Below are 19910 nucleotides of genomic sequence, written 5' to 3'. Positions count from 1 at the left end.
CCATGAGACGGACATTAACCCAGAGCCTCTGGCTCTATTGCGCAGTCATCCTCACCTGCGCCTTCCTGATCTTTCCCGTGTATTGGCTGGTGGTGACGGCGCTGTCGACGAGTCTCGAACTCAAGCAACTGCCCCCGCATTTCTGGCCTGACGTGGTGCAGTGGGAAACCTTGCAGAAGGTGCTGGCAACGCGGCCGATCCCGCTTTGGCTGTGGAATTCCACCATCACTGCCCTCGGCGCCGTTTTGCTGTCGATGGTGGTTTCGGTGTTGGCGGGCTACAGCCTGTCACGCTTTTCGGTGCGCGGTAGCCATTCGCTCGGCCTGTTCATCCTGACCGCCAAGATGCTGCCTGCGACGCTGCTGGTGATCCCGCTGTTTGGCATCTTCCGGCAGGTGGGTCTGATCGGCAGCCTATGGTCGCTGATCATCGCGCACGCGACGCTCATCATCCCCTTCAGCACCTGGATGTTGAAGGGATATTTCGACACCATCCCGCGCGAACTGGAACAGGCCGCGATGGTGGACGGCTGCTCGCCAATGTCCGCCATGGTGCGCGTCGTCCTTCCGGTCGCGACGCCCGGGCTGGCGGCCACCGCCCTCTATGCTTTCGTGCTGTCTTGGTCCGACTATGCCTATGCCCGCACCTTCCTCACTAACGAGCAGAATGCCTGGACGGCCAATCTCGGCATCACGACGCTCAAGGGCGAATACGTGACCGACTGGAACGAGGTCGCGGCAGCGTCGCTCTTCGTCGCCGCACCAATCATCCTCATCTACCTTTTCCTCGAGCGCTTCCTGGTAGGCGGGCTCACCGCCGGAGCGGAGAAGTAATTCATGGCCATCATCTCCATCCAGAACGTCTACAAGAACTATGGCGCGCTGAACATCCTGAAGGAGTTCTCGCTCGAAATTGCCGACGGCGAGTTCGTCGTCCTTGTCGGCCCGTCCGGCTGCGGCAAGTCGACCATGCTGAAGATCCTTGCCGGCCTCGAACCGGCCTCCGGCGGCAAGATCATGATCGGCGACCGAGAAGTGACGGATCTTGCCCCGGGCGATCGCGACGTTGCCATGGTCTTCCAGAACTACGCGCTCTATCCGCACCTTACGGTCGCGGAAAACATCGGCTTCGGATTGAAGATGCGCGGCACGGCGAAAGACACCATTGCCGCGCGCGTCACGGAAGCCGCAAAGATTCTTGCCGTCGAGCATCTGCTTCACCGGCGGCCCAAGGAACTTTCCGGCGGCCAGCGGCAGCGGGTCGCGCTCGGTCGCGCCATCGTGCGCGAACCGCAGGCGTTCCTCATGGACGAGCCGCTCTCCAATCTCGACGCCAAGTTACGCGTCCATATGCGCGCCGAGATCAGCGCGCTGCATCAGAGGCTCGGCGTCACCACGATCTACGTTACGCACGACCAGATTGAAGCGATGACCATGGCCGATCGCGTGGTCATCATGAAAGATGGCATCATCCAGCAGATCGCCGATCCGGACACGTTGTTCCGAAAGCCGGCCAATCTGTTCGTCGCGGGATTTATCGGTTCGCCGGGGATGAACTTCGTCACAGCCCAGGCCGCCGGCGACAACGCGGTATCGATCATGGGCAAGACGATCCCAGTTGCCCTTGATCCAGCCCATCTGAAGAAGCAGACTTTGGTTGCCGGGATACGACCGGAATATATCCGCCTCGGTGAAGGACCTGTTTCCTTTGAAGTGCGCCCGACGCTTGTCGAGAGCCTGGGCTCCGAACAATACGTTTATTTCGATGCCGGCGCACAGGGTGTTGCGGAGAAATTTCGCAGCGAGGAGGAGAACCGCAAGGGTCTCATTGCCAGGCTGCAGGAAGCCTCGCATGTGCAGGTCGGGCAGCCGGTGACGCTCTCGATCGATCCCGCGCGGCTTCACCTCTTCGACGCGGACAGCGGAAAGGCATTAAACTGACATGACCATTCTTGTTACTGGATCGGCCGGTCGCGTCGGCTGGGCCGTGGTCAGCGCTTTGCTGGCCGAAGGTGCCACGGTGCGCGGGTTCGATCTGCGATCGACCGGCCGGCAGGAGGAACGATATTCCGAAGTCGTCGGCACCTTCGACGATGCCGGCAAATGCGCACAGGCAATGGCGGGCGGCATCGATGCGGTGCTGCATCTCGGCGCCTTCATGTCATGGAAGGCAGAGGACCGCGACCGCCTGTTTGTAGCCAATGTCGATGGAACCCGCCGGCTTGCGGAAGTCGCCGTAAGTGCCAGCGTGGAGCGCTTCGTCTTTGCCTCGTCCGGCGAAGTCTATCCGGAAAACGCGCCGGACTCTCTGCCGGTCGTCGAGGACCATCCGCTAAGGGCCAATTCGACCTATGGGCTTACCAAGCTGCTCGGCGAAGAGATTGTTCGCTTCCATGGCCGTACTTCTGCAATGGAGACGGTCATCCTGCGCTTTTCCCATACCCAGGATGCCACCGAACTGCTCGATCCGGACAGTTTCTTCTCCGGCCCCCGCTTCTTTCTGCGACCGCGCATCCGGCAGCAGGAAGGGTTCGGCAACGACAAGGTTGCGGCAATCCTGAGAGCGGCGGACCCCGGCCGGGACGCGCACGTCCTCGCGAGAAATGAGAACGGCCGGCCGTTTCGGATGCATATTACCGATACGCGCGATATGCTGGCCGGCATTCTTCTGGCGCTCCGGCATCCGGATGCGGCAGGGCAGAGCTTCAACCTCGGCGCGACGGAGCCGGTTGATTTTCCGAGCCTTTTGCAGGAGATGGCAAAGATCACCGGGCTGCCGGTCGTGACGGTAGATCTTCCCGGCGCCGGCGTGTGGTACGAGACGTCCAACGAGAAGATTAGAAAGACATTGGGATTTGAGCCGCAATGGACGATAAATCGCATGCTGGAGGACGCCGCAACGGCTTGGCGCAAGAAGACCGCGTGAGCGATCGGGAGGATATCGACGTCCCCGCAGGCACCGCCGCGCTTGCCAAGGGACTGACGCTCCTCGACCTCATCGCCGATGCCAAGACACCGCTGCGCTTCGCCGACATGATGCGCGCTTCGGGACTGCCGAAGCCGACGTTCTCGCGCATCCTGCGCACGTTGATTGCTTTTCGGCTGGTTCGCCAGGACCAGGCTTCCGGCACCTATACGCTCGGCCACCGGGTGATGGAGCTGTCGCACCGGGTATGGGAATCGTTTGATCTCAATGCCGCAGCCCTACCCGAACTGGAAAGACTGTCTGCCGAACTCGGCGAGACGGTGGCGCTTTGCCGGCTCGACGGCGAGCAGGCGCTTTATCTGGAGGAGCGTTCGGGAGACGGTCTCGGCGTCCGAGTGGATCAGGGGCGGCGGGTGCCGTTGCACTGCACCGCTGCCGGCAAAGCGCTGCTGGCGGGTATGGAGCCGACCATCTTCCGAGCGCTCGTGTCGCGGCTGACGCTCGACCAGCACACGCCGAGCACGATCGTCGAGCCGTCACAGCTCGCTGCCGAGGTGACGCTGACGCAAGCGCGTGGCTATGCCGTCTCCTACGAGGAACATCTGAAGGGTGTGAATTCCGTCGCAGCGCCGCTGCCGGGTCGTGACGGAACGCCGCTCGGCGCCATTGTGGCACTGGGGCCGTCGCTTCGGCTGGATAAGGAGCGGATCCATCCCGTGGGTCGAGAACTGATCGCCGCGGCCCGCCGCATCACCGGGTCCGCCGGCACGGTCGCGATCAGTTCCGGCCCAAGGCCGCGCAGTGCTGCGAAATCCGCGCACGCCATCGAGGTCGCGTGCGTGCTGCCGTGGGGCGCGCAGCTTGGCGAAGCGCCTGTTTGGGTGGCCCGCGAGGAGAAGCTTTATTGGGTCGATATACTCGAGCCGGCAGTGCATCGCTTCGATCCGGTGACCAGCCGCAACGAGACCTATGTGGCACGCAAGCTCGTCAGCGCCATTCTGCCGGCCGCCGATGGTCGGCTTCTGGTGGCCTCACAGGACGGTATCGAAACCTTCGACTTCGACGGCGGGCGGTTCGGCTCCTATGCGGATCCGGAAGCGGGGCTTTCGGAGAACCGGTTGAATGACGCCAAGGTTGATGCATCCGGTGCCATCTGGGTGGGCTCGATGCGGCTCGACGCAAGCCGGCCGGGCGGCAGCCTATACCGCATCCGCGACCGCCAGTCGGTCGAGCGGATGGAAACCGGCATCACGGTGTCGAACGGCATGGGCTGGAGCCCCGACGGACAAACTTTTTATTTCGTCGATACGGTTCCCGGCGTCATCCTCGCCTATGACGTCGCCGATGGCGGCCTCGCCAACCGCAGGGTCTTCGCGCAAATCCCTGAGAACAGCGGTCGCCCCGACGGGCTGACCATTGACAGCGATGGCGGCGTCTGGTGTGCGATCTGGGACGGCTGGCGCGTGGACCGCTTTCTGCCCGACGGAAAGCTGGACCTATCGCTGCCGGTGCCGGTGCCAAGGCCGACCAGTATCGCCTTCGGCGGCAAGGATCTCGATACGCTGTTCATCACCAGTGCCCGGACCCGGCTTCCCGCCTCGACGCTGACGGAGGCGCCGCTTTCAGGCGGACTTTTCGCCTGCAGTCCTGGGAAACGCGGCCTGCCAGTGCATCTGTTCACGCCTGAAGGAGGATCGCTTTGAATACGTCTTCCTTGGCAACACAACTCTTTTCACTTCAGGGCAGACGCGCGCTGGTCACCGGCGCTGGTCGCGGCATCGGTTCGGCAATTGCCAGCGGCCTTGCCAGCTTCGGCGCCGATGTGATTATTCATGATCTGACGGCGGAGCGGTGCGTCAGCACTTGTCACGCAATCCAAGCTGACGGCGGCACGTGCTCGACTATCGGGCTCGATTTGGGCGAACCGGACGCTGGACAAAAGCTCATCGAGACGGCTGGGCCTATCGATATCCTGATCATCAACGCTTCCGCGCAGATCAACGGAGAGATCCAGACGATTGACGATGAGGACTTTTCGACGCAGGTGGCGGTCAATTTGAGATCAACCGTAAAGATGCTGCAGGCCTGTCTGCCGCAGATGGCGGCGAAAGGATGGGGACGGGTTGTCAGCATCGGCTCGATCAACCAGTCGAGGCCGAAGCCTATCGTCACCATGTACGCGGCCACAAAAGCGGCGCAGCACAACATCATCCAATCGTTGGCACGGCAGTATGCCCGGCAGGGTGTGCTCCTTAACACGCTAGCGCCTGGCCTCATTGATACCGATCGGAACGCCGAACGCCGCGATGCAGATCCTGACGGCTGGTCCAACTATGTAGAGAACCTTAATTTTATGGGTCGCGCAGGAGCGGCGCAAGAACTCGTCGGTGCTGCCGTTTTCCTGTCCTCGGAAGCATGTAGCTTCATGACCGGCGAGACGATTTACATGACCGGTGGGTTTTAGAGCATCGGCGTGCTGATTAAAACCTTCTTGAAAAAGGAACGTCACGAGCATCTCGCTATCTTTCAAGCATAGCAGCGTCGGAGCGTTGCGCTCTGGCGTGACGTTATATCTCAGCTTTAGCTCGTGACCGTGCGGCCACCGCTCCGAAGCGTTTAGCTTTCAATCTCCAGAGACCCTGAGGATGTGCTTTCGCTCTCTTGAAAGGTATCGAACCTACGACCCCTGCCCTTGTATAGCTCCGCGCGTCACAGATTCCGCTGGTGAGCAAATAGCTTAAGCCGCCGGGGTTGGACGAACCGCGGTTGGTGGCTGCTCTCCCTCTGTCCCATCTGCTAAGGCGGACACCTTGACGCGGAAGTCCGCAGTCGGCCCAAAGCGGACAGAGCAATGAGGGTGAGACCTACTCTTTATCATGTTCAAAGAAAGCGAGTGAAGCCGGGGTTGGGTCAGCGATAAGCGCATCCAGACCGCTTTTGTTAGTGAGACGCTTTCCCACGCTCCCAATACCAGGCCACGCTCTGGCTCTTGCGGTCTTGGCCCCGTTCCTTGAGATGCGAGCGTATAGCACGGGCGTCGGTCTTCTCGCACGCTACCCAGGTGTAGGTTCCTGGCGTGCTTGCGGCAATTGCCGACTTGACCGTGCGCTGGAACCTGTCCCATTCCTCTTCGCTATAGGTCTTACGGTGCAGCCAGTTGACCTCGATCGCAGCCTTGCTTGATAGTGGCTGCTCCTCGTCCTCGTCTTCAACCTCAATGATTGCCTTAATGGAGCATCCAGCAGGAGCTTCGGCGGCGATGCGTGCGATCGCCGGAAGAGCAGTCTCGTCACCAGCGAGAAGCAGGTTGTCGGCCTTCGGAAGGCTTCCGCCAGGCCCGATCAAAGCTATCTTGTCTCCAGGTCGTGCGTCGCGAGCAAAGTCAGCACCCGGAGTCGTCACTCCTGGAGCAGGATGCTGGAGGAAGTCTATCCACAATTCTCGGCGGTCAGGATCAACCGCACGTATGGTGTAGACGCGTGCCGTTATCTCGTCCTCACCCTCTGGCCATGCTATGCGCCCATCATCGCCTAGACCTGGCCAAACTGGCGACCTTCCTTTCGGGGGGACAAGAACGCGAACATGGACATCGCCACCGATGAACGGCGTGACGTCCTGACAAGCGACTTTCACCCGGCGCATACGTGGTGTCACGTCTTCAGCCGAAACGACGGTAGCCTCATGTAAATTCGGCAACCTCGAAACCTCTGCTGCATTCACCCAGGTAAGCTCGAACGGCTCCTCATTGGCGAAGTAGAAAAGGTGCTCCGCAATCATGTTGCGGGTGAGATGCAGCGCCTCCTCCGATGGGCAAGCCAGCTCAATCAACAGCCGCTGATCAGCAAGCTTGATATCCGCCGTTCCGATGTCGTTCTTCAGGAGTGCTGACTTTTCCGTCCGTTGCACGTCAGAGTGCTCAACAAAATGCTCGCAGATTTCTTCAAGCATAGACTGCGGGTCCATCGGTACGGCAATGCCGGAAAGCCTGTAGGTTTGCATTGTATCCATGACTGGTATCCTGAAGAGCCTCAAAATAAGGAGCGCCTTCGCGCTTTGTCCTAGCTGAACGTCGATCTTTCAGATTAGGGCGCTACATGGGCGTCATCCGAAACACTCAAGCTGTAGCTCTCTTGCGTCGCTACCTTCGCAATGAATGGCACTGCGCCCAATGCCAGGGCGGCGGCTGCAGAAAAGAAGATACCGTAGCCGAGAACTTCGGCGATCTGACCTGCTATCACGCCACCTACAATGCTCACCGCCGCATCCGCGCACTGAAACAGCGTGAAGTCGACACCCGCCTGGCGGGAATCGGACAAGCGCATGAACTGTGCGTAGAGGGCCACAAATCCGAACGCCATTACACCTGAGCTGCTGGCGATTGCGATAATCATGATGACTGAGACCGGGAGCGCTTCTGTTATGCGGGACACTGCGAGAAGCGACAGCAATGACGCCTGCAGTATCAGCGCAAGGATCAGCACTGGCTTGGTTCCCCATGCTCTGACGCATGCCCCTCCGAAGATCGCTGCGGCCGAGCCGATGACGAGGCTTCCGGTGCCATTGAGTATACCGATGGTGGCCAGATCGACGCCTGCATCAACAAGGAACGGCCCGATCATCCCAAGTGAAACTTTGAGAGCGACAACGAAGATGGCGGCCGCGAAGAGACCCTGTCGTAAGGCTGGCCGCCGTAGCGAGTGGAGAAGTGACGGCACGTGCTCGCGGCTTTGCTCCGTCGGCACCCTGGCTGCGACAAACAGAAACGGCAGGCCGAGAAGCACGACAAGGGCCGCCATGGACCAGGCGGCGATCTGCCAACTCGACGTGCCAACGAGGTAGAGGAAAAGCCCTCCACCCACGGCGGATCCCAAATAGGCCCCACCAACTTGTGCTGCATTCGCCCAACCATGGTGTTTCTGGGCCAGGCTTTGCACGGCAAAGCCATCGCAGGCGATATCGACGGTCGAGGCGGCGAAGGCAACGACGACCAGAACGGCAAACAGCGACATCCAGTTGGCGGGATCCAACACACCTGCAGCGATCACGCCGACCGCCGAGGCCAGGCCACCGAAGATGACGATCGTTCCGGAGCGATTGCCGCCATTCCTGGGCAGGCGGTAGCGCTCGACCATAGGGGCCCATAGGAATTTAAGCACCCAAGGCAGGGCAATCAGCGAGACGAGCCCGATCCGATCAAGGGAAACGCCCGCCTCGCGCATGACGGCGGGAAGGCTCGTCCAGGTGACCCCGCCGATGACGCTCTGAGCAATGTAGAGGCCGGTAATGCCAGCAAGTAGCGTCCCCGGTTTCTGTACCTTCGTCATCGCCATCAGAACCGGTAGCGGAGGCTACCATAGATGGTGCGGCCCTCGTCCCAGTAACATGAGCCCGCCGAGCACATCGGCTTCTTCGTGTCGAACAGGTTCTTGGCGTTGACCTGCAGCGTCAGGCCTTGAAGATCAGGGTTGCGGTAGCCGAAGTCGTAAGAGATCGCGGCATCGGCAAAGACGCGGGCGCCGTTGACAAAGCTGTTCTCGTCGTCACCGTAGCTCTTGCCGACGTAACGCAGACCAGCCCCCATCCCGAGTCCCTGAAGCGGCCCCGTTTCAACGAGATAGTGTCCCCAAAGTGCGGCAATATGGTTCGGCGTAGCCGAAAGCTCGTTGCCTTCCGTGCCGGCCGCACCCCTCTCGATCTTCATGCGCATGTAAGTGTAGGATGCGACTAGGCTGAATCCGTTGTCGAAGGAGGCGGTGGCCTCAAGCTCGATACCACGTGAGTTAAGGTCACGCTGGACCTGCTTGTTGATGCCGCTCGACGTGTCGAAAACGACGCCGTCCTTCTGGTCGATGTCGAAGACAGCCGCGCTCAGCACTGCATTGGTGTCAGGAACCTCATACTTGACACCAATCTCCTTCTGTTTGCCGATCGTGGGATCGGCGACGCGATTATCGTTGGTGCTCGGGTCATCGTAGACAAAGCCGACATTAGGCGAGAACGACGTCGAATAACTGGCATAGGGGATGAGCCCCAATTCGGTGCGATACGAAAGGCCGATCCGCCCGGAGAAGCCACTGTCCGTCTGCTCCGTCCTCGCGAACCCGCTGTCGATCGCGATCGTATTGACCCAGTCATACCGTGCGCTCGCAAACAGCGTTAGGTCGTCCCACTTCATCTGGTCGTGGAGGTAGATGCCGACCATATTGCTCTTCTGGCTACCGGAGAACGGCGGGTTCGCGACTTCGAGGTCAGCAAGCGTGGTGTAGGAGACGGCGCTGTAGGCGGAATAATCGGACCAGTTGTAGTCAACACCCGCCACGGCCGTATGGCTGACGGAGCCTGTATCGAACTCGAACTGCGCCACGTTGTCGACAGCGAAGTTCTTCATGTCCTCTTCATAGTAACCCCAGTAGCGCGTCGGAACCGCACCATAGAGGCCGCTGTACTGAAGATCAGAATCGACAGCGCTGAAACGCAGGTTCTGTCGTAGCGTCACGACCTCGTTCAGCCGGTGCTCGAACTCGTAACCGATGCGCCCCTGGGTCTGATCGAAGTCATTCCAGCCAGGATCGCCGCCATAGATATCGGTCACCTCGCCGTAGACAGGCTGGTAAAAGAAGGCGGTGCCGCCGGTATGAGCCTTGGAATATTCCGTCAGGATCGTGAACTTGGTGTCCTCGTCAGGCTTCCAGGTGAAGGCCGGCGCGATATAGAACTTGTCATCCGGATATCCGGCCAGCTCCGTGTCACTCTTTCGGCCCATCGCCGTGAGCCGGTAAAGAAGCGACTCGTCTTCACTGACGGGACCCGACAAATCAATGCCGGCCTGGTAGCGGTTGTCCTGGCCGATGCCGGCTTCGATCTCACGGAACGCCTCGTCCTTCGGGCGCTTGGTTACCATGTTGACGATGCCGCCGGGACCGCTGACGCCGTAGAGGGAGGACGCCGGCCCCTTGAGAACGGTGATGCCTTCAAGGCCATAGGGCTCTGTCCGCAGCCATGCGGAAGGGCCGTTAAACTGCCGGAGCCCGTCGCGGAACATGCCGTTGTAGTAAGCCGGGAAGCCTCGCAAATAAAAGGCGTCGTAGCGCGTGTCGAAACCGAAGGTGTTCGGGTTGGCACCCGCTGTATAAGTCAGCGCTTCGTTCAGCGTTCGAGGCCTCTGGTCCTCGATCTGATCCTGCGTCACCACTGACACAGACTGCGGTAGCTCGACCAGCGGTGTGTCTGTCTTCGTCCCGATCCGGTCCGTCTTGCCCACGTAACCTTCCTGAACAAGGATGGCATCGCTTTCAGCCTCCAGGACGATAGTCTCCAGTTCCGTCTGGGCATCCTGCGCAACACCAAGCCCCGCCTGCAAAGCGAGGGATGCTCCTGCAATAAAGCTTAGCTTGTGATGTCGAAGTGCCGAATTGATCGTTACCATTGTGAGCCCCACCAAAAATCTACTGGCAGTTCTCAAAGATGATTATTCGAGTCAAGTATGGTTGCGATGCAAGTAACGAGTCTGACCTTGGTGTCACCAATATGGCACAGTTTCCATCTAGCCGTGGCTGACGCATTCACGAACCTACCGAGCGAGCAATGACCGGATTTGGCGCAAAGCTGCGGTGGCCTCCGCATTGAGCGGACAAACCTTCGACCCAATCTTACTTCGGATGCAGGCCAGCTGATAAAAGTGGCAGATCAAGCACCTGGCCCATTTGGGTCCGAAGGGCGCCGGGAGCGGAATGGCAGCTTGGGGCACGTGAGCTGGAAAAGCTGAAATCTGCGCGAACAATGGGACGCTCGGATCGGGCAACAGTCGGTAGATTCCCAAACCTACCACCTCGCCATCAGCATCCGGCGCTTGGTTTGCGAAGAGTTCGGCTAGGCCAGGCGTTGCTCAGGCAGCAGAGGCCGTTGGATGACCGGCTGCCAACAGATCTCCAAAGTCGGCGACTTCAAGCGGTCTTGAGAACAGGTAACCCTGGCCCTCGTCACAGCCCATGACGCGCAGAAGCTCGGCAGCCTCGGGAGCTTCAATGCCCTCGGCTACAACGCGGTAGCCCATCTCGTGGGAAAGCTTGATCATAGAGTGCACAAGCTTCTGCTCACGGGAGCCGTCGCCAAGTGCCCTTATAAAGGATCGATCAATCTTGACGACGCTGACAGGGAGCCGTTGGAGATAAGACAGGCTGCTGTAGCCCGTGCCGAAGTCGTCGATGGCAAGGTTGACACCAAGTTCGACCATTTCGTCGAGTTTTGCTAGAACCTGAGCGCTGTCCTGCATTAGTGATGTTTCCGTCAGCTCGACCTCCAGGGATCCTGGAGGAAGATCATTCAATGACAGGTTCGAGAGAAGCTCACCGACGACGTCTTCTTTCAGGTTACTGGCTGCTAGGTTGACAGAAAGTGTCAAGGCAATCCCTTGCCTCCGCCACTCCCCGAGCTGATTGCAGGCTGTTGCCAGCACCCACTTGGTCATCGGCCATGCCAACGCGGTGTTCTCGATGACAGGCACGAACTCTGCTGGCGAGATCTCACCAAGCTCAGGGTGTCGCCAACGAAGTAGCGCTTCAGCAGAAACCGTTTTCCCGGAGGCAAGATCGACCCGAGGCTGCACAACAATGCGGAGCTGATCAGTTTGCTGACATCACCATAGAGGCGAGGTCTTTTAGAGCAGTTATCTCTGCGTCAGAGCTTTTCCTTGGTTCCGTTCCCAAGACGCAAAGGGCGCCAAGACAGTATCCCTCGCGCGTCACGAGCGGCGCCCCCGCATAAAAGCGGATGCCGCTCACGCCAAGCACATCGACTGTTCCTCCCCTTCGTTGAAGCCAGGCAAGCAAACTAGCTCTAACCTCGGTCGTGATCTCGAACTGCACGGGTCGCCCAGTCTTCTGCTGGACGACCACCGCCCGAGTTCGAATGTCATGGCCGGTGACGAGTGTGCCGATCTTCAGCTTTACCAGATCGCAGCCGCGGAGCTTGCTGTCGATGGCAAGATCGAAAAGCGCCTGGTCTCGATCCTACCCTCACGGTCGAGGAAGAAGCGAACCGCCCAGATCTGGCGCTGCTTCGGGGGCTTCTTTACGCCGACTTGCTTGCCCGCGTTCCAAGCCGGTCGACCCAGTGCGGCAGGATCATATTGTGAGATACCCATTTCAATTCTCCTATGGCCACCATGGCCGCAGGAATAACGCGAAAGCTTCCTCACCCTGCTCGTCAGCTTGTCAGTTGTATTGCCGTTACGAGTGACATACATGCGGCGCGAGAGCGACGTCACTCCTGCTCAGCCATTCTATAGCCCACGCCCGGTTCCGTTCGCACGATGCTCGGTTGTGTCGGGTCGCGTTCGATCTTCTGGCGGAGCTGGCCGATGAAGACGCGCAGGTAGTGCAGGTCGTCGCCATGGGCAGGGCCCCAGACGGATGTGAGCAGGGTTCGGTGGGTTACGACGCGGCCGGCGTGGCGTGCGAGCAGCAGGAGCAGATCATATTCCTTCGGCGTCAGGTGCACGGTGAAGCCGCCGCGCGAGACGAGGCGCTTGATTGGATCGATCGTCAGGCCGTCGATTTCCGTGACTCTGGGGATTGCATCGCGGCATCCTCGGTGACGAAGGGCGCTGCGGATGCGGGCCGTGAGTTCGCCAATGCCAAAAGGCTTTTCGACATAATCGTCGGCGCCGAAGTCAAGGGCTGCGATCTTTTCGCTTTCGCGGTCGCGGGCTGAGAGGATGACGATCGGGATGTCCGACCATCCCCGGAGGCTCGCGATGACCTCCTTGCCGTCCATGTCCGGCAGGCCGAGATCGAGGATGACGAGATCGGGCGCCTGCGTGGCCACGGCTTTTAATGCTTCTGCCCCCGTGCCGGCTTCGACAACTTCGTAGCCTGCGGCCATCAGCGAGGGTTTGAGGAACCGCTGGATCTGCGGCTCGTCATCGACAACCAGAATGCGGGGCTGGTTCATTTTACGCCGGCCCTCGGTTCATTGGATGCTGGAAAGCGCATGACGATCCGCGTGCCTTTCTTCTTCAAGGCCGGACTTTCGGCATGGATCCTGCCGCCCATGGCCTCCACGAAGCCTCGGGCGATGGAAAGGCCGAGCCCTGTGCCCGGTGCGCGCCCATCCGGTTTACCCCTGCGATAGAACTTCTCGAAGATGCGGTCCAGATCCTCCGGCGGGATGCCTTTGCCGAGATCGGTGACCGAGATCAGCACATCCTTGCCATCACGGCGAGCATAGACGTTGATCGGTTCCTCACCTCCGTATTTCACGGCGTTGTCGAGTAGGTTGAAGAGGACCTGGCCGATCAGCACGCTGTCGCCGCGGATTAGCGGCAGGTCAGCGGCTATGCCGGTTTCGATGATGCGGCCGAGCGCGTGCTTGCGTGTACGCTCGACGGCGGACTGCACGACATCGGCGACATTCACCCAGTCCTGTTTCGGCTTCAGCGTGCCGGCCTCGATCCTTGTCATGTCAAGAAGATTGGCAACGAAGCGGCTCATGCGGCCGCTTTCCTCCTCGATCGACTGCAGGAGATCGTCGCGATTTTCCGGCGTCATCCGCTCACCCAGCTGGCGGAGACCCGTGACGGCACCAGTGATCGTCGCGAGCGGGGTGCGCAGATCGTGGGAGATGGAAGAGAGAAGCGCTTCTCGGTAGCGTTCGCCTTCCAGCCTTGCGGCTTGCTCGACGGTCTCGTCGGCGAGGCGCGCCCGATCGAGCGCGATCGCCGTCTGGTCGAGGATGGCGGTGAGCGATCGTTCGGCATTCTGATCGAGCCGGTCGTCCGTGTGTTCTATGCCGCAGACCCCGACAATGCCATGGGGTCCCAGCAGAGGGCGGAACTCGAAGCGGCTGTTGGGCAGCGTGCCGGTGCCATGGCCGGCGGGCTCGCGCTTATCATGGGTCCAGCGGGCGGCCGTCAGATCGGTCACGTCGAGCTCGGTATCCGGCGGCCAGGCGGCGGCGACGCTGAGATCATTCTTGCGCGGCACGAGCAACACGACCTTGCGCTTGAGGCTCGCCTGCAATTGCGAAACGGCGAGCCAGATCGCATCATCGCCCTTGGCGGTGCTCGCGAGCTTGCGCGAGAAGTCGAAAAGCGACTGCAGGGCCGTCGCCCGCACCTTTGCCACCTCCGCCTGTTCGTGGATGCGCGAGGCAAAACCGCCTGCGATCATCGCGACTGCGAAGAAGACGAAGAGCGCGAAGACTTCGTGCGGGGCAGCGATGGTGAAAGTATGGACCGGGTCGATGAAGAGGAAATTGTAGGCGAGCGCCGACAGGGCTGCAGCCAGGAAGGCCGCCACATATCCGCCCGTCACCGACGCGCCCAGGACCGCCAGCAGGAACAGGAGCGAGATGTTGGGCAGATCGACGAAGAGGCCTATACCCTTGCCGATCAGGGCGGTGAGCGCAACGAAGCCAACGGCCGAGAATGCAGACTGCCTGAGCGAGGTGGCCTTCGGCATGCTTAATGCGGCACGGCGTATTTCGCGCGTCGCGGTGTCGGGGGTGACGATGTGAATGCCCAGGCCCGACGCGCCGCGCGACAGGGCGTCCGGCAGCGATCGGGTCACGAGCTTCTGCCAGCGGCTCCGCTTTCGGGTGCCAATCACGATCTGGGTCGCGTGCTCGCGACGGGCGACTTTGAGGATCTCCTCGACAAAATCATTGCCGATGACGCGGCGCGTTTCCGCGCCCAGCTGTTCGGCGAGCCGGAAGAGCGTCTCGATACGCTGCAGCCGTTCGGGCGTCTCGACCTCCCGGTCGGCGCGCTCGATCGACACTACCAGCCAGGGCGCGTTGAGGCCCGCGGCTAGACGGCTTGCGACCCGCACGACCTTTTCCGAGAGCGCGTCCGAACCGACGCAGACGAGCAGCCGTTCGCCCGTCGCCCAGGGGCCGTCGATGGCGTTCTGCTTGAGATAATCGACCATCTGGTCGTCGACACGGTCGGCGGTACGGCGGAGCGCCAGTTCCCGCAGCGCCGTCAGGTTTCCGAGGCGGAAGAAACGGTCGACGGCGCGGTTGGCGCTTTCAGGCAGGTAGACCTTGCCGTCCTTCAAGCGCTCGATGAGTTCAGACGGGGCGAGATCGACCAGCAAAACCTCGTCGGCGCGCTTGAGCACGACGTCGGGCACCCGTTCGCGCACGGTGACGCCGGTGATCTGAGCGACGAGATCGGCGAGGCTTTCGAGATGCTGGATGTTCAACGCCGTCCAGACGTCGATGCCGGCTGCAATCAGTTCCTCGATGTCCTGGTAGCGTTTGGGATGGCGGCTTTCTTCCGGGTTGGAGTGGGCGAGCTCGTCGACGATGATGATCCGCGGCCGGCGTGCAAGGGCCACGTCGAGATCGAATTCCTCCAGCATTCGTCCGCGATGGGCCACACGCCGGCGCGGCAGGATCTCGAGCCCGTCGAGCAGGTCCGCCGTTTCGCTGCGCCCATGGGTTTCGACCAGGCCGACAACGACGTCGCTGCCATCGGCATTGAGCCGCCGGGCACGCGACAGCATTGCATAGGTCTTGCCGACGCCAGGGGCGGCGCCCAAAAAAACAGTAAGCTTGCCCCGGCGGTCTTTCTCCGCCAGGGCAAGCAATGCATCGGGATCGGGACGCCTTTCGTCCCTGCGGTCGTCATCCGCCATCAGGTTTTCACCAGTCCTGAGCGTCGAGCGCCAGGTTGAGCTCTAGCACATTCACACGGGCTTCGCCGATAACGCCGAAGTCGGGTTTTTCGGTCGCCTGCTCGACAAGGGCAGCGACGGCCGAGGGTTGAAGTCCCCTCGCCTGTGCGACACGGGCCACCTGCGCCTCCGCAAAGGCGGGCGAGACATGCGGGTCGAGGCCGGAACCCGAGGTCGTGACGGCATCGCCCGGAACCGGCTGTGTAATGCCGGCTCCTGCCAGCCTTCCGACATCGGCAGTCACACGATCCTTCAGCTTGACCGAGGTCGTGCCGAGGTTCGAGCCGGAGGATGCCCCGGCGTTGTAGGCGTCGGGGCCGGTCGCGGAGGGGCGCGGCCAGAAGTAGCGGTCGGAGGTGAAGGCCTGGCCGATCAAGGTCGAACCGACGACCTTGCCGTCCCGCTCGATCAAGCTGCCATTGGATTTGGCCGGCATGACAGCCTGGGCGACGCTGGTGATGGAAAGCGGAAAGGCAAGGCCGAGGAGAGCAGTGAAGACGACGACCAGGGTGAGGGCGGGTCTGAGTTGGTTGAGCATGATTACACCAGATGGAGAGCGCTGACGGCGATGTCGATGACCTTGATCCCGGCAAACGGCAGGATGAGACCGCCGACGCCATAGACCAGCAGGTTTCGACGCAGAAGCGATGCGGCACCCGCCGGGCGATAGGTCACCCCCTTCAGGGCAAGCGGAATGAGTGCCACGATGATCAGCGCATTGAAGATGACGGCCGACAGGATGGCTGATTGCGGCGATGCGAGGCCCATGACGTTGAGGGCTTCAAGGGCGGGATAGGTCGCGACGAACAGCGCCGGGATGATGGCGAAGTATTTGGCCACATCATTGGCGATCGAGAAGGTGGTGAGCGAGCCACGCGTCATCAGGAGCTGCTTACCGATCTCGACGATTTCGATCAGCTTGGTCGGGCTGGAATCGAGATCCACCATGTTGGCGGCCTCGCGGGCGGCTTGGGTGCCGGTCTGCATGGCGACCCCGACATCGGCCTGGGCAAGGGCCGGCGCATCGTTGGTGCCGTCGCCGCACATGGCGATGAGACGGCCGCCCTGCTGCTCGCGCCTGATATAGGCGAGCTTGTCCTCCGGAGTTGCCTGGGCGAGGAAATCGTCGACGCCGGCTTCCGATGCGATGGCCGCGGCCGTGACCGGATTGTCGCCCGTCACCATGACCGTGCGGATGCCCATGGCGCGGAGTGCGGCGAAGCGTTCCTTGATGCCGGGCTTCACCACGTCCTTGAGGTGGATGACGCCGAGCAGGCGGTCGCCATCGGCGACACCTAGCGGCGTACCGCCGGTACGGGCAACCTGATCGACGGCGCGGCGAAATTCGGCCGGTGCATCCTGTTCCGTCAGGCCGGCGAATTTCAGCACCGCATCAACGGCGCCCTTGCGCAGGCGGCGCTGACCGATATCGACGCCCGAGAGACGGGTTTCGGCGGTAAAGCCGATCACGGCATCAAACTCGGCCTTCGGCATGGGCACGCCGAACTCGCCGGTGGCGAGTGCCACCACCGAGCGCCCTTCCGGGGTCTCGTCCGAGAGCGAGGCGATGAGTGCGGCTTCGGCCAGTTGCGTCGGGGTAACACCTGGCGGCGCGAGGAAGTCGCTGGCCATGCGGTTGCCGAAGGTGATGGTGCCTGTCTTGTCCAGGAGCAGCGTGTCGACGTCGCCGGCGGCCTCGACCGCGCGGCCGGAGGTGGCGATCACGTTAAAGCGCACCAGGCGATCCATGCCGGCAATGCCGATGGCAGACAACAGGCCGCCGATCGTGGTCGGGATCAGCGTGACCAGCAGGGCTGCCAGCACCGTGACCGACAGCACCGTGCCGGAATAGCCGGCAAGACCCCAAATGGCGACGCAGACGAAGAGGAAGATCAGCGTCAAGCCCGAGAGCAGGATCGACAGCGCGATCTCGTTGGGCGTCTTCTGGCGCTGGGCGCCTTCGATCAGCGCGATCATGCGATCGACGAAGGAGGAGCCGGGTTGGACGGTGATCTTGACCTTGATCTCGTCGGAGAGCACCTGCGTGCCGCCGGTGACGGCCGAACGGTCCCCACCGGATTCGCGAATGACCGGAGCGGATTCACCGGTGATGGCGCTTTCGTTGACCGAGGCGACACCCTCGATCACTTGGCCATCGCCTGGGATCAGTTCGCCGGCCGCGACCAGCACAATATCGCCGACCATGAGGCTGGAGGCCGCAATCGTCTCCGTTTTTCCATTGGCGCCAAGCCGGCGGGCAACGAGTTCGGATTTGGTCTTTTTCAGGCTGTCGGCTTGGGCGCGGCCCCGGCCTTCCGCCACCGCTTCGGCGAAGGTGGCGAAAAGCACCGTGGACCAGAGCCAGGCGGCGATCTGGCCGGAGAAGCCGGCCTCACCGGGGTTCACAGTGAGGTCGCGGATGAAGAGGATGGTCACAATGACGGCGACGATCTCGGTGACGAAGATGACCGGGTTGCGCATGAGTTGGCGCGGATCGAGCTTGACGACGGCATCGCGCATCGCCGGATACAAGATCGCCGGGTCGAGAAGACCGGAGGCTTTATGGTCTTTTGACATGATGGGTCCTTTAGAAGGTCTGGCCGGCAAGCATGGCGAAGTGTTCGACGATCGGGCCGAGCACCAGCGCGGGCAGAAACTGCAGGCCGCCGAGAATGAGGATGATGCCGATGAGCAGGCCGACGAAGAGCGGACCATCCGTTGGGAAGGTGCCAGCGGAGGCCGGCGACTTCACCTTGGCGGCTAGCGATCCGGCGATCGCCATGACCGGTACGACATAGGCGAAGCGGCCGAGCAGCATGGCGAGCCCAAGCGCCGTGTTGTACCAGACCGTGTTGCCGGTGAGGCCGCCGAAGGCCGAGCCGTTATTGCCGGCGGTCGAGGTATAGGCATACAGGATTTCCGAGAGGCCGTGCGGGCCTGCCGTGCCGATGCTCGCCACCGCGAAGGGCAGCATGGCCGAAACGGCGGTGAAGCCGAGAATGACCAGCGGCAGGATGAGCACGGCCAGCATGGCGAATTTCATCTCGCGGCCCTCGATCTTCTTGCCAAGGAATTCCGGCGTGCGTCCGACCATCAGGCCAGCGACGAAGACGGAGAGCAAGGCGAAGACCAGCATGCCGTAAAGCCCGGAACCGACACCACCCGGCAGCACTTCGCCAAGTTGCATAAGGAACATCGGCACGAGACCGCCGATCCCCGTAAACGAGCCGTGCATACTATTGACGCCACCATCCGAAAGGCCGGTGGTCACGGCCGCATAGAGTGCCGTCATGGCTTGGCCGAAGCGGACTTCCTTGCCTTCCATGTTGCCGAGTGTGGGATCAACGCCGATCGCCGTCAGGATGGTATTGCCCTGGGACTCTGCCCAGTAGGTCAAGCCGACGCCTGCGATCAGGAGGATCGCCATGGCCGAGATCAGCGCCCAGCCCTGCTTGCGGTTTCCGACCATCTGGCCGAACGAATAGACGAGAGCCGCCGAGATCGACAGCATGGCGAAGATGTTGAGGTAATTCGACCAAGCGGTCGGGTTCTCGAAGGGATGCGCGGCATTGACGTTGAAGAAGCCGCCGCCATTGGTGCCGAGCTGCTTGATCGCTTCCTGAGACGCGACGGGGCCGAGCGAGATCACCTGATTGGCGCCTTCCAGGGTGGTGGCCGTCACCGAGGCATCTAGCGTCTGAGGCAGGCCCATGGCGACGAAGGCAAGTGCGACGACGATGGCGAGCGGCAGCAGCACGTAGAGCGTGGCCCGCGTCATGTCGACCCAGAAATTGCCGAGCGTCGCAACCTTGGAGCGGGCAAGCGCGCGGGTGATGGCGACGGCAAGCGCCATGCCGGTTGCAGCCGATAGGAAATTCTGTACGGTGAGGCCGGCCATCTGGGAGAAGTGGCTGAGCGTGGTTTCGCCGCCGTAGTTCTGCCAGTTGGTGTTGGTGACGAACGAGACTGCCGTGTTGAAGGCGAGATCGGCCGGGACGCCGGGAAAGCCTTGAGGGTTCAATGGCAGATAGGCCTGCAGCCGCAGCATGGCGTAGAGCGCCAGGAAGCCGACGAGCGAAAACGCGAGCATGGCGAAGGTGTAGCCGAGCCAGCTCTGCTCCTTCTCGGGGTTAATGCCGCTCACGCGGTAAAGGTCGCGCTCGACACGCCCGAGCACGGGGGACAGGAAGATCCGCTCACCGGAAAATACCCGCGCCATGTAGAGGCCGAGGGGCTTGATAACGAGAAGGACGGCGAGGAAGAGGAGGCTGATCTGCAGCCATCCAATAAGAGTCATGGCTCTACTCC

14 protein-coding genes and 2 pseudogenes are annotated in these 19910 nt (G+C 61.5%); 5 read left to right on the top strand and 11 right to left on the bottom strand.

Features of this window, described 5'->3' with window-relative positions:
• Positions 1–2 precede the first annotated feature (2 nt).
• The 5 genes from M0654_RS20160 to M0654_RS20140 are packed head-to-tail and all read left to right on the top strand — an operon-like array spanning position 3 to position 5389.
• Positions 3–833, top strand: a complete 831-nt coding sequence (locus M0654_RS20160; RefSeq protein ID WP_248684613.1) for a carbohydrate ABC transporter permease — start codon at positions 3–5, stop codon at positions 831–833.
• Positions 834–836: 3 nt separating this feature from the next.
• Positions 837–1940: an ABC transporter ATP-binding protein gene (locus M0654_RS20155; protein WP_248684612.1), complete on the top strand. Its 1104-nt coding sequence runs from the start codon at positions 837–839 to the stop codon at positions 1938–1940.
• Position 1941: 1 nt separating this feature from the next.
• Positions 1942–2925, top strand: coding sequence for an NAD-dependent epimerase/dehydratase family protein (locus M0654_RS20150; protein WP_248684611.1), 984 nt, complete (start codon positions 1942–1944; stop codon positions 2923–2925).
• On the top strand, positions 2865–4628 hold the full coding sequence (locus M0654_RS20145) for an SMP-30/gluconolactonase/LRE family protein (RefSeq protein WP_248684610.1): 1764 nt from the start codon (positions 2865–2867) through the stop codon (positions 4626–4628). Before M0654_RS20150 ends, M0654_RS20145 begins: the two co-directional genes overlap by 61 nt.
• Complete coding sequence (locus M0654_RS20140) at positions 4625–5389, top strand: SDR family NAD(P)-dependent oxidoreductase (RefSeq protein WP_248684609.1); 765 nt, start codon at positions 4625–4627, stop codon at positions 5387–5389. Before M0654_RS20145 ends, M0654_RS20140 begins: the two co-directional genes overlap by 4 nt.
• A gap of 476 nt (positions 5390–5865) precedes the next feature.
• Here the strand turns inward: M0654_RS20140 and M0654_RS20135 are convergent, their stop codons facing one another.
• The 11 genes and pseudogenes from M0654_RS20135 to kdpA all read right to left on the bottom strand — a co-directional run bounded on the left by M0654_RS20135 (position 5866) and on the right by kdpA (position 19899).
• Positions 5866–6933, bottom strand: coding sequence for a DUF2218 domain-containing protein (locus M0654_RS20135; RefSeq protein ID WP_248684608.1), 1068 nt, complete (start codon positions 6931–6933; stop codon positions 5866–5868).
• A gap of 74 nt (positions 6934–7007) precedes the next feature.
• On the bottom strand, positions 7008–8249 hold the full coding sequence (locus M0654_RS20130; RefSeq protein ID WP_248684607.1) for an MFS transporter: 1242 nt from the start codon (positions 8247–8249) through the stop codon (positions 7008–7010).
• Positions 8250–8254: 5 nt separating this feature from the next.
• Positions 8255–10351 carry a TonB-dependent siderophore receptor gene (locus tag M0654_RS20125; protein WP_248684606.1) on the bottom strand — a complete coding sequence of 699 codons (2097 nt, stop codon included), beginning with the start codon at positions 10349–10351 and terminating at the stop codon, positions 8255–8257.
• 459 nt (positions 10352–10810) lie between these two features.
• A pseudogene (locus tag M0654_RS20120) lies at positions 10811–11539 on the bottom strand (EAL domain-containing protein); the annotation flags it as partial.
• 7 nt (positions 11540–11546) lie between these two features.
• Complete coding sequence (locus M0654_RS22965; RefSeq protein WP_390920921.1) at positions 11547–11705, bottom strand: GAF domain-containing protein; 159 nt, start codon at positions 11703–11705, stop codon at positions 11547–11549.
• Positions 11706–11714: 9 nt separating this feature from the next.
• Positions 11715–12067: pseudogene (locus M0654_RS20115) on the bottom strand (integrase); the annotation flags it as partial.
• 119 nt (positions 12068–12186) lie between these two features.
• Positions 12187–12876, bottom strand: a complete 690-nt coding sequence (locus M0654_RS20110) for a response regulator (RefSeq protein ID WP_248684604.1) — start codon at positions 12874–12876, stop codon at positions 12187–12189.
• Complete coding sequence (locus M0654_RS20105) at positions 12873–15563, bottom strand: sensor histidine kinase (protein ID WP_248684603.1); 2691 nt, start codon at positions 15561–15563, stop codon at positions 12873–12875. The genes M0654_RS20110 and M0654_RS20105 overlap by 4 nt, the downstream gene beginning before the upstream one ends.
• A gap of 7 nt (positions 15564–15570) precedes the next feature.
• Positions 15571–16140 (bottom strand): potassium-transporting ATPase subunit KdpC, encoded by a 570-nt coding sequence (gene kdpC, locus M0654_RS20100; protein WP_248684602.1) that lies wholly within the window; start codon positions 16138–16140, stop codon positions 15571–15573.
• Between the two features lie 2 nt (positions 16141–16142).
• Positions 16143–18179 (bottom strand): potassium-transporting ATPase subunit KdpB, encoded by a 2037-nt coding sequence (kdpB, locus tag M0654_RS20095; protein ID WP_248684601.1) that lies wholly within the window; start codon positions 18177–18179, stop codon positions 16143–16145.
• 10 nt (positions 18180–18189) lie between these two features.
• A complete protein-coding gene (gene kdpA, locus M0654_RS20090; RefSeq protein WP_248684600.1) occupies positions 18190–19899 on the bottom strand; it encodes a potassium-transporting ATPase subunit KdpA in 1710 nt (569 codons plus the stop codon).
• Between the last annotated feature and the right edge of the window lie 11 nt (positions 19900–19910).

It is taken from the genome of Neorhizobium turbinariae (assembly GCF_023223505.1).
Taxonomy (GTDB): Bacteria; Pseudomonadota; Alphaproteobacteria; order Rhizobiales; family Rhizobiaceae; genus Neorhizobium; species Neorhizobium turbinariae.
The sequence above is the reverse complement of the archived record's forward strand: the minus strand, read 5'-3'. Positions and strand labels throughout refer to the sequence as shown.